Source organism: Citrobacter sp. CK195 (assembly GCF_030333365.1).
GTDB lineage: Bacteria > Pseudomonadota > Gammaproteobacteria > Enterobacterales > Enterobacteriaceae > Citrobacter_B > Citrobacter_B koseri.
This window is the reverse complement of record NZ_JAOWGB010000022.1, coordinates 579,110-590,332: the sequence shown is the minus strand read 5'-3', so window position 1 is coordinate 590,332 and position 11,223 is coordinate 579,110. Positions and strand designations below refer to the sequence as shown.

At 57.5% G+C, this 11,223-nt stretch carries 9 protein-coding genes; 7 read left to right on the top strand and 2 right to left on the bottom strand.

Annotation, left to right across the window (positions count from 1 at the left end; genetic code table 11):
* The first annotated feature begins 2 nt into the window (after positions 1 to 2).
* Both OGX93_RS07680 and OGX93_RS07675 read left to right on the top strand, forming a co-directional pair.
* Complete coding sequence (locus OGX93_RS07680; RefSeq protein ID WP_115615030.1) at positions 3 to 1,367, top strand: efflux transporter outer membrane subunit; 1,365 nt, start codon at positions 3 to 5, stop codon at positions 1,365 to 1,367.
* An 18-nt stretch (positions 1,368 to 1,385) separates the two neighbouring features.
* Entirely contained in the window at positions 1,386 to 2,555 is a 1,170-nt protein-coding gene (locus OGX93_RS07675; RefSeq protein ID WP_134769694.1) for a multidrug effflux MFS transporter, read from the top strand.
* On the opposite strand, the gene OGX93_RS07670 is transcribed toward OGX93_RS07675, so the two are convergent.
* Positions 2,521 to 3,153, bottom strand: coding sequence for a LysE family transporter (locus OGX93_RS07670; RefSeq protein ID WP_134769693.1), 633 nt, complete (start codon positions 3,151 to 3,153; stop codon positions 2,521 to 2,523). The two genes, OGX93_RS07675 and OGX93_RS07670, sit on opposite strands and share 35 nt — an antisense overlap.
* Before the next feature lie 198 nt (positions 3,154 to 3,351).
* Between OGX93_RS07670 and yahO the strand changes: the two genes are divergently transcribed.
* Entirely contained in the window at positions 3,352 to 3,627 is a 276-nt protein-coding gene (gene yahO / locus OGX93_RS07665) for a DUF1471 family periplasmic protein YahO (RefSeq protein WP_114847689.1), read from the top strand.
* A 108-nt stretch (positions 3,628 to 3,735) separates the two neighbouring features.
* Here the strand turns inward: yahO and prpR are convergent, their stop codons facing one another.
* Complete coding sequence (gene prpR / locus OGX93_RS07660; protein ID WP_012133650.1) at positions 3,736 to 5,322, bottom strand: propionate catabolism operon regulatory protein PrpR; 1,587 nt, start codon at positions 5,320 to 5,322, stop codon at positions 3,736 to 3,738.
* A 265-nt stretch (positions 5,323 to 5,587) separates the two neighbouring features.
* On the opposite strand from prpR, the gene prpB reads away from it, so the two are divergent.
* The 4 genes from prpB (at position 5,588) to prpE (ending at position 11,185) form a co-directional block, all read left to right on the top strand.
* Positions 5,588 to 6,466, top strand: a complete 879-nt coding sequence (gene prpB, locus OGX93_RS07655; RefSeq protein WP_134769692.1) for a methylisocitrate lyase — start codon at positions 5,588 to 5,590, stop codon at positions 6,464 to 6,466.
* Between the two features lie 138 nt (positions 6,467 to 6,604).
* Complete coding sequence (gene prpC, locus OGX93_RS07650; RefSeq protein WP_134769691.1) at positions 6,605 to 7,774, top strand: bifunctional 2-methylcitrate synthase/citrate synthase; 1,170 nt, start codon at positions 6,605 to 6,607, stop codon at positions 7,772 to 7,774.
* Positions 7,775 to 7,813: 39 nt separating this feature from the next.
* The gene (locus OGX93_RS07645; RefSeq protein WP_286449395.1) at positions 7,814 to 9,265 is read left to right on the top strand and encodes a bifunctional 2-methylcitrate dehydratase/aconitate hydratase; all 1,452 of its coding nucleotides are present in this window, start codon (positions 7,814 to 7,816) and stop codon (positions 9,263 to 9,265) included.
* A gap of 33 nt (positions 9,266 to 9,298) precedes the next feature.
* A complete protein-coding gene (prpE, locus tag OGX93_RS07640; protein ID WP_286449396.1) occupies positions 9,299 to 11,185 on the top strand; it encodes a propionate--CoA ligase in 1,887 nt (628 codons plus the stop codon).
* Positions 11,186 to 11,223: the final 38 nt, after the last annotated feature.

The following is an 11,223-nucleotide window of genomic DNA, read 5'->3' as shown; positions in this document are numbered from 1 at the left end:
TTATGTTGCGTATTTTTCTCTTTGTTTTCGCTCTCCTGAGCGCAGGGTGTGTGTCGCTTGATCCACACTACAGCACGCCCGATGCGCCGGTTCCGGCAAGTTTACCGGGCGCGCAGGGGCAGGGGAACGCTGTCAGCCGCGACTGGCAGCAGATTGTTAACGACGCGCGGCTGCAACAGGTGGTGAACACCGCCCTTAACAGTAACCGTGATATACAAAAGGCGATTGCCGATATCGACTCCGCACGGGCGTTGTATGGCGAAGCGCGTGCCTCGTTGTTCCCGACGGTGAATGCTTCACTCAGTTCTACACGCAGCCGTACGCTGGCGAACGGAACCGGAACGAGCGCTGAAGCCGATGGCGCGGTGTCCAGCTTTGAGCTGGATCTGTTTGGCCGCAATCAGAGCCTGTCGCGGGCGGCGCGAGAAACCTGGCTTGCCAGCGAATTTACCGCGCAGAACACCCGTTTGACGTTAATTGCCGAGATCAGCACCGCGTGGCTGACCCTGGCGGCAGATAACAGCAATCTGGCGCTGGCCAGGGAGACGATGGCCAGTGCGGAAAACTCGCTGAAAATTGTTCAACGTCAGCAGCAGGTCGGGACAGCCGCCGCAACGGATGTCAGTGAAGCGATGAGCGTTTACCAGCAGGCGCGCGCCAGCGTAGCCAGCTATCAGACTCAGGTGGCGCAGGATATCAACGCCCTGAACCTGCTGGCGGGCACAACGCTGCCGGAAAGCGTGCTGCCCGGTACGCTGGAAAGCCTTGATGCGCAGGTGATTACGCTGGTGCCCGCTGGCGTCTCTTCTTCCGTGCTGTTGCGTCGGCCGGATATTCAGGAAGCGGAACATAACCTGAAAAGCGCCAATGCCGATATTGGCGCGGCGCGAGCGAATTTCTTCCCGACCATCTCCCTGACGGCAAGCGCCGGTGTTGGCAGCGATGCGCTCTCGTCCTTGTTCAGTCATGGCATGAAGGTGTGGTCGTTTGCGCCTTCCATTACGCTGCCGCTGTTTACCGGCGGCAGCAACCTGGCGCAGCTCCGCTATGCCGAAGCGCAAAAACGGGGACTCATTGCTACCTATGAAAAAACGGTGCAAAGCGCGTTCAAAGATGTGGCTGATGCGCTTGCCCGGCGTGCGACACTGGATGAACAGCTGGATGCCCAGCGCCAGTATGTCGCCGCAGAACAAAAAACGCTGGATGTCGGGATGCGTCGTTATCGCGCCGGGGTCGGGGATTATCTGACCGTACTGACGGCGCAACGCACGCTGTGGTCGGCGCAGCAGACGCTTATCGCCCTGCAACTGACGGACAATGAAAACCGCATAACGCTCTGGCAGTCGCTCGGCGGCGGGGCCCGGTAATCAGAGGGAGGTGTTTTTATGGCGCGCGTGTCGCTTTCGTGGGTGCTGATCCTCGGTTTGTTAACCGGGATCGGGCCGCTGTGTACCGATCTTTATCTGCCCGCTCTGCCGGAGATGTCCGAACAGCTGGCAACGACGACCACCCTGACGCAACTGACGTTGACGTCTTCGCTGATCGGTCTTGGGCTTGGGCAACTGCTGTTTGGCCCGCTCAGCGACCGGATTGGTCGTAAGGTTCCGTTGATCCTGTCGCTGTTGCTGTTTATTGCCTCTTCGGTATTGTGCGCGACAACTCAGGATATTCACTGGCTGATCGTCTGGCGTTTTGTGCAGGGCGCGGCGGGGGCCGGTGGTTCGGTGCTCTCGCGCTCTATTGCGCGGGACAAATATCAGGGCGTGACCCTGACCCAGTTCTTCGCGCTGCTCATGACGGTGAACGGCATCGCCCCGGTGCTTTCTCCGGTTCTGGGCGGCTACATTGCCACCGCGTTTGACTGGCGTATGTTGTTTTGGGTAATGGCGGGGATTGCGACACTGCTTTTGCTCTGCTGCATCCTGTTTATCAGTGAGACGCTGCCGCAGCGAACGCGCGGCGCATCGTTATTTTCGACCGGGCGCAGCGTGGTGAAAAATCGTCTCTTTATGCGCTTTTGCCTGATGCAGGCCTTCATGCTGGCGGGGTTGTTTGCTTATATCGGCTCTTCGTCATTTGTGCTGCAAAGCGAGTATGGCTTAAGCCCGATGCAGTTCAGCCTGCTGTTTGGCCTTAATGGGATCGGGCTGATCGTCGCCTCGCTGATTTTTTCCCGTCTTGCGCGTCGAATCACGGCAATGACGCTGCTGCGCGGCGGCTTGCTGTTGGCCGTCATCTGCGCGTTAACCACCTTGCTCTGCGCCTGGCTACAGCAGCCGGTTCTGGCGCTGGTGGCGCTCTTTTTTACCGTCGCCTTTTGCAGCGGAATTGGCACCGTGGCGGGCGCTGAGGCGATGAGCGTGGTGGACGTTCAGGAGTCAGGAACCGCCTCCGCGCTGATGGGGATGAGCATGTTTGTTTTCGGTGGCATCGCCGCGCCGTTGTCGGGGCTGGGCGGCGAAACCATGTTGAAAATGAGTCTGGCGGTGGCGCTCTGTTATGTGGCCGCTCTGCTACTGGCTAGCGGTGGTTCACGCCTTCGTAAATCAGCCTGAGGGCGAACACGCCGATGATCGCGCCAATCACCCTGCTGGCAATGCGCTGAATTCGCCCGTAAGCGCGGCGTACCGCCGGTAGGGAAAAGGCCTGGCTCAGGAAGATGCGCCAGATGACGGAAGAGAGCACGATGCCGGCCCAGGCCATCAGTCTTGCCCATGTCGGGGTTTCCGCGCTGAGCGTGACCGAGAAAATACTGATGAAAAACAGCACCGTCTGCGGATTTGACAGATCGGTTAACAGTCCCCGGCGGAAGAACACGCTCCAGGGGGCGGAAATGGGCTGTTGCAGAGTCGGCATTTGCGGGGTGGCCTGATGGCGGATGCTGTTCCAGGCAAACCATAACAAATATGCGCCGCCGATGATTTTGATCAGCGAGAAAATTTCTTCGCACTGGGTAATCAGGGTCGCCATGCCAAACAGTCCCAGCCCGGAATAAATCGCATCGCCAAGCGCCACGCCCAGCCCCGTTAATACACCGGCCCGACGCCCGGAGGCGAGGCTGGTTTGTACCACCACAAAGAGGTTTGCGCCGGGGTTAAAGAAGGTTAAGACGAACAGGCTGACGGTCAGGACAACCGCGTGCAGAGGTTCCATAGTGAGATTTCCAGGGCCTGATAGTTAACGCCATACTATTTATAGTAAAAGTGCAGGGGTGAGAGAAAGATCACAAATTATGATACATCCGGCTGACTGGATTTTTCCGCTAATCTCAACTAGTTATTTAATCACTCAGAACAGAGCATCCGTTCCGAGAAGGCGATGATAGCGTAATAACACAACCGGAGCTTTTATATGAAGACAGGATATAAAGTATTGATTGGTGCGTTAGCGTTTGTCGTAACCAACGTCTATGCCGCGGAGCTGTTGACAAAGGTCGAGTTTGAGAAAGTGGCGTCGCAATACACGAAGATAGGCACCATTAATACCAGCAACGAGACGTCAACTATGGAGGCAAAAGAGGATCTGCTTAAAAAGGCCGATGAAAAAGGGGCTGATGTGGTCGTACTGACCTCCGGGCAAACCGATAATAAAATTCATGGTACTGCGGATATCTACAAGAAAAAATAAGCTGTCATTGTGCCGGATGGCGACGTAAACGTCTTATCCGGCCTACGGTTCAGTGCTGCTCGTAGCTCGTAGGCCGGATAAGCGCCAGCGCCATCCGGCAATAAACCTTCACTCTTTTAATCGTCGCCAGAATGTCGTCCGGCTAATACCCAGATATCGCGCCGCCGCGGTTTTATCGCCGTTAAACTGCGCCAGAACCTGCTGCGGCGTAAGCGCTGATGGCGCTTCGGGAATCGTCGCCAGCTCGGGTAAAAACTGCTGTAAAAACTGGCTATCCAGACTGGGCTGCGGCTCGACGCTTAAAAAAAGCGCCAGGCGCTCCATCATATTCCGCAGCTCGCGAATATTGCCGGGCCAGGCATAGCGCAGAAGAATGGTCTGGCTTTGCGCCAGCCCCTCGCGCACCGATTCGCCAAACGGCGCGTCTAATGCCGCCAGGGACTGTTTCAAAAATCCCTCCGCCAGCGGCACGATATCTGACGGGCGCTCCCGAAGGGGCGGAAGCGTCAGGCGCAGAATGCTGAGACGATAAAACAGATCGGTGCGAAATTGCCCCTGCTTTATCGCCTGTTCCAGATTGCAGTGCGTGGCGCTGATGACCCGTACATCCACCGGGACTGGCTGATGCCCGCCAACGCGCGTCACCTCTTTCTCTTCCAGTACGCGCAGCAGGCGGGTCTGTAAGGGCAGGGGCATTTCCCCGATCTCATCCAGAAACAGCGTCCCGCCGTGGGCGATTTCAAACAGACCGGCGCGTCCGCCGCGTCGGGAACCGGTAAATGCCCCCTCCTCATAACCGAATAACTCTGCTTCAAGCAGCGATTCGGTAATTGCGCCGCAGTTAATGGCCACAAACGGAGGCGTTTTTTTACCGCTGCGCTGGCCCCGACGGGCAAAAAACTCGCGGTGAATCGCCTGCGCCGCCAGCTCTTTACCGGTGCCGGTCTCACCCTGGATCAACACCGCCGCGCTGGAGCGGGCGTACAGCATGATCGTATGGCGAACCTGCTCCATTTGCGCGGAATGGCCGCGCATATCTCCCAGATCGTAGCGGGTGCGCAGCCCGTTGCCGGAGGCATATTGGCCGCCATGTTGCAGCGTCAGCCGGGTCATATCCAGCGCATCGCTAAACGCCTGACGCACGGTGGCCGCAGAATAGATAAAAATGCCGGTCATCCCGGCTTCTTCCGCCAGATCGGTAATTAGCCCTGCGCCGACTACCGCCTCAATGCCGTTGGCTTTCAGTTCATTAATTTGCCCACGGGCATCCTCTTCGGTGATGTAGCTGCGCTGTTCCAGACGCAAATTAAACGTTTTTTGAAAGGCGATCAGCGCGGGGATCGTCTCCTGGTAAGTGATAACGCCAATGGACGAGGTCAGTTTGCCGGCTTTCGCCAGCGCCTGGAGCACGTCGAATCCGCTGGGTTTTATCAGGATCACCGGTATGGAGAGGCGGCTTTTTAAATAAGCGCCGTTGGAACCCGCCGCGATAATGGCGTCACAGCGCTCGGTCGCCAGTTTTTTACGGATATAGTTCACCGCTTTTTCAAACCCAAGCTGGATGGGGGTGATGGTCGCCAGATGGTCGAACTCCAGGCTGATGTCGCGAAACAACTCGAACAGACGCGTTACCGAGACCGTCCAGATCACCGGCTTGTCATGATTATCGCGAGCGGGAAGGTGCGTGTCAGCCATAGCAGTTGATGTTGTATTGAGGGACCGAGATTTTGTTTTAGTCGTGTTTCATAAATGTTGCAATGAAACAGCGCGAACCGTTTCATGAAACGTTAGCTGACACGCTTTTGTCCTGATGAAAGGTATGGTTAAGTTTGTGTTTTTTGTTATTTATTTGAATTATAAGAAAAAACAAAATTCTCTCTTTTTCAGCGACCGCTCTGGCATTCCCTTTGCTTTATGTGAATCAACATTAAATAACAAGTTGATAACAAGAGGACGGGATATGTCTCTACACTCTCCGGGCCAGGCGTTTCGCGCTGCGCTCACCAAAGAAAACCCCTTACAGATCGTCGGCGCCATCAATGCCAATCACGCATTGCTGGCCCAGCGCGCAGGCTATCAGGCGATTTACCTTTCCGGCGGCGGCGTGGCGGCGGGATCGCTGGGTCTGCCTGACCTGGGGATCTCCACGCTGGATGATGTGTTGACCGACATCCGCCGTATTACCGACGTCTGCCCGCTGCCGCTGCTGGTGGATGCCGACATCGGCTTTGGTTCCTCCGCCTTTAACGTGGCGCGTACGGTGAAGTCGATGATCAAAGCCGGCGCCGCTGCGCTGCATATCGAAGATCAGATCGGCGCGAAACGCTGCGGCCATCGCCCGAATAAGGCGATCGTGTCCAAAGAGGAGATGGTGGACAGGATTCGTGCGGCGGTGGATGCGCGTACCGATCCTGACTTCGTGATCATGGCGCGTACCGATGCGCTGGCGGTGGAAGGATTAGAGGCGGCGATCGATCGCGCGCGGGCTTATGTGGAAGCGGGGGCCGACATGCTGTTCCCGGAAGCGATTACCGAGCTGTCAATGTATCGCCAGTTCGCCGATGCCATACCGGTGCCGATCCTGGCGAATATCACGGAGTTTGGCGCGACGCCGCTGTTTACCACCGACGAACTGCGCAGCGCTAACGTGGCGATGGCGCTCTACCCGCTGTCGGCATTTCGCGCCATGAATCGCGCTGCCGAGCGTGTCTACAACGTGCTGCGCCAGGAAGGCACGCAAAAAAACGTTATCGACATTATGCAGACCCGCAACGAGCTGTACGAAAGCATCAATTATTACCAGTACGAAGAGAAGCTGGATGCGCTGAACCTGAAGTAGAGCCGTAGGCCTGATAAGGCGCAGCCGCCATCGGGCATTGCCGGATGGCACTTCGTTTATCAGGCCTACGGCTTATCAGGCCTACGGCGGCGAAACGTACACCCTCAATACCCTACATATAACAATGACGAGGACAACATGAGCGATACGACGATCCTGCAAAACAACACCCATGCCATTAAGCCCAAGAAATCTGTCGCATTATCGGGCGTTCCGGCCGGAAATACCGCGTTGTGTACCGTGGGAAAAAGCGGCAACGACTTACACTATCGCGGGTACGATATTCTCGATCTTGCGGAGCATTGTGAATTTGAAGAAGTCGCGCATCTGTTAATTCACGGCAAATTGCCCAATAGCGATGAACTCCATGCCTATAAAAATAAGCTGAAAGCATTGCGTGGATTACCGGCCAATGTACGCACCGTGCTGGAAGCATTGCCTGCGGCGTCGCACCCGATGGACGTCATGCGCACCGGCGTGTCGGCGCTCGGCTGTACGCTGCCGGAAAAAGAGGGGCATACCGTTTCCGGCGCGCGCGATATCGCCGACAAACTGCTGGCCTCGCTCAGTTCCATCCTGCTTTACTGGTATCACTACAGCCATAACGGCGAACGTATTCAGCCGGAAACTGACGACGACTCTGTCGGTAGCCATTTCCTGCATCTGCTGCACGGCGAGAAGCCGTCGCAAAGCTGGGAAAAGGCGATGCACATCTCGCTGGTGCTGTATGCCGAGCATGAATTCAACGCGTCCACTTTCACCAGCCGGGTGATTGCAGGGACGGGCTCCGATGTCTACTCCGCCATCATCGGCGCGATTGGCGCGCTGCGCGGCCCGAAGCACGGCGGGGCAAATGAGGTATCGCTGGAAATTCAGCAGCGTTACGAAACGCCGGAGGACGCCGAGGCGGATATCCGCAAACGCATTGAAAATAAAGAGGTGATCATTGGTTTCGGCCATCCGGTCTACACCATTGCCGATCCGCGCCATCAGGTGATCAAACGCGTGGCGAAACAGCTTTCGGAGGCCGGTGGTTCGCTGAAGATGTACAACATAGCCGACCGTCTGGAAAACGTGATGTGGGAATCGAAAAAGATGTTCCCCAACCTCGACTGGTTCTCGGCGGTCTCCTACAACATGATGGGCGTCCCCACCGAAATGTTCACCCCGCTGTTTGTGATTGCCCGCGTCACCGGCTGGGCGGCGCACATCATCGAACAGCGTCAGGACAACAAAATTATCCGACCTTCCGCCAATTATACCGGCCCGGACGATCGCGAATTTATTCCGCTGGATCAGCGCCAATAACTTTATTTCTCTAACGATAAAACGCAGGAAATGTACCCTATGTCCGCACAAATAATGAACATTCGCCCGGAATTTGACCGTGAAATCGTGGATATCGTCGATTACGTCATGAACTACGACATCACCTCTAAAGTGGCCTGGGATACCGCCCACTACTGCTTGCTCGACACGCTGGGCTGCGGTCTGGAAGCGCTGGAATATCCGGCCTGTAAAAAACTGCTGGGGCCGATCGTTCCGGGCACCGTCGTGCCGAACGGCGTACGCGTACCGGGCACCCAGTTTCAGCTCGATCCGGTGCAGGCGGCGTTTAATATCGGCGCGATGATCCGCTGGCTCGACTTCAACGATACCTGGCTGGCGGCAGAGTGGGGCCACCCCTCTGATAACCTCGGCGGGATTCTGGCAACCGCAGACTGGCTGTCGCGTAATGCGGTTGCCGCAGGCAAAGCGCCGCTGACCATGAAGCAGGTGCTGGTCGGGATGATCAAAGCCCATGAGATTCAGGGCTGCATCGCGCTGGAAAACTCCTTCAACCGCGTCGGCCTGGATCACGTACTGCTGGTCAAAGTGGCTTCGACAGCGGTTGTCGCCGAAATGCTGGGGCTGACGCGTGATGAGATCCTCAACGCGGTGTCGCTGGCGTGGGTGGATGGTCAGTCGCTGCGCACCTATCGCCATGCGCCAAACACCGGTACACGTAAGTCCTGGGCGGCGGGCGATGCCACCTCCCGCGCGGTGCGTCTGGCGCTGATGGCAAAAACTGGCGAGATGGGCTATCCGTCGGCGCTGACGGCGAAAACCTGGGGCTTTTATGACGTCTCTTTCAACGGCGAGCCGTTCCGCTTCCAGCGTCCGTATGGTTCTTACGTCATGGAAAACGTGCTGTTCAAAATCTCCTTCCCGGCGGAGTTCCACTCGCAGACGGCGGTTGAAGCCGCCATGACCCTCTTTGAACAGATGCAGGCGGCGGGCAAAACGGCGGCGGATATTGAGAAAGTGACGATTCGCACCCATGAAGCCTGCATTCGCATCATCGACAAAAAAGGGCCGTTGAATAACCCGGCCGACCGCGACCACTGCATTCAGTACATGGTGGCGATCCCGCTACTGTTCGGGCGCTTAACGGCGGCGGATTATGAGGACGGCGTAGCGCAGGACAAACGCATTGACGCCCTGCGCGAGAAGATAACCTGCTTTGAAGACCCGGCGTTTACCGCCGACTATCACGACCCGGAAAAACGCGCCATCGCCAACGCTATCACCCTTGAATTTACCGATGGTTCACAGTTTGCCGAGGTGGTCGTGGAGTACCCGATTGGCCACGCTCGCCGCCGTACCGACGGCATTCCGAAGCTTATCGATAAATTCAAAATCAACCTGGCGCGTCAGTTCCCGACCCGTCAGCAGCAGCGCATTCTGGATGTCTCCCTGGACAGAACTCGCCTGGAGCAGATGCCGGTCAATGAATACCTCGACTTATTTGTCATCTGAGCCAGCAGGCAGTAAGTTCAACAGGAGAGCTTCATGTCTTTTAGCGAGTTTTATCAGCGTTCCATTACGCAGCCGGCGTCGTTCTGGGCCGAGCAGGCCCGACGTATCGACTGGCAGCAGCCGTTTACTCAAACGCTGGATCACAGCGATCCGCCGTTTGCCCGCTGGTTTTGCGGCGGAACCACTAATTTGTGCCATAACGCTATCGACCGCTGGCTGGACAAGCAGCCGGATGCGCTGGCGCTGATTGCCGTCTCCTCTGAAACGGAAGAGGAGCGCACGTTTACCTTCAGCCAGTTGTATGACGAAGTGAACGTGGTGGCGTCGATGCTTTTGTCGCTGGGCGTGCAGCGCGGCGACCGGGTGCTGGTTTACATGCCGATGATTGCCGAGGCGCACATTACGCTGCTGGCCTGCGCGCGGATTGGCGCGATTCATTCGGTGGTGTTCGGCGGTTTTGCCTCGCACAGCGTAGCGGCGCGAATCGACGATGCTAAGCCGGTGCTGATTGTCTCGGCAGACGCCGGGGGGCGCGGCGGTAAGATTCTGCCGTATAAAAAGCTGCTGGATGATGCCATCGCGCAGGCGCAGCATCAGCCGCGCCACGTTTTGCTGGTGGATCGCGGGCTGGCGAAAATGGCGCGAGTACCGGCGCGCGATCTCGATTTTGCGTCGCTGCGTCAGCAGCATCTCGGGGCGCGGGTGCCGGTGGCCTGGCTGGAATCCAATGAGATCTCCTGCATTCTCTATACCTCCGGCACGACCGGAAAACCGAAAGGCGTACAGCGCGACGTCGGCGGCTATGCGGTGGCGCTGGCAACCTCGATGGACACTATCTTCGGCGGCAAAGTGGGCGGCGTGTTCTTTTGCGCGTCGGATATCGGCTGGGTTGTGGGGCACTCTTATATTGTCTACGCGCCGTTGCTGGCAGGCATGGCAACCATCGTTTATGAAGGGTTGCCGACGTACCCGGACTGCGGCGTCTGGTGGAAGATCGTAGAGAAATACCGCGTCAGCCGGATGTTCTCTGCGCCAACCGCCATCCGCGTGTTGAAGAAGTTCCCGACGGCGCAGATCCGCAATCACGATCTCTCCTCGCTGGAGGTGCTCTATCTGGCCGGTGAGCCGCTGGATGAGCCGACGGCCGCCTGGGTGACGGAGACGCTGGATGTGCCGGTTATCGACAACTACTGGCAGACCGAGTCCGGCTGGCCGATTATGGCGATCGCCCGCGCGCTGGACGACCGGCCTTCACGGCTGGGCAGCCCTGGCGTACCGATGTACGGCTATAACGTGCAGTTGCTCAACGAGGTCACTGGCGAACCTTGCGAGGTGAACGAGAAAGGGATGCTGGTCATTGAGGGGCCGCTGCCGCCTGGCTGCGTTCAGACTATCTGGGGGGACGATGCGCGTTTTGTGAATACCTACTGGTCGCTGTTCTCGCGTCAGGTGTACGCCACTTTCGACTGGGGGATTCGCGACGCGGACGGCTATTATTTCATCCTCGGGCGCACCGATGATGTGATCAACGTCGCCGGGCACCGTCTGGGCACGCGCGAGATCGAGGAAAGCATTTCCAGTTACCCGAACGTGGCGGAAGTGGCGGTGGTGGGGGTGAAAGATGCGCTGAAGGGACAGGTGGCAGTAGCGTTTGTGATCCCGAAACAGAGCGACACGCTGGAGGACAGGGACGTGGCGCAAACGGAAGAGAAGGCGATTATGTCGCTGGTGGACAGTCAGATCGGTAATTTTGGCCGCCCGGCGCACGTCTGGTTTGTTTCACAGTTGCCGAAAACACGCTCTGGCAAAATGCTGCGTCGTACGATCCAGGCGATTTGCGAAGGCCGCGATCCGGGCGATTTGTCCACGCTTGACGATCCCGCTTCGTTGCAACAAATCCGTCAGGTGATTGAGGAGTAACCGAGGTGCCCGGTGGCGTTATCGCTTATCGGGCCTGG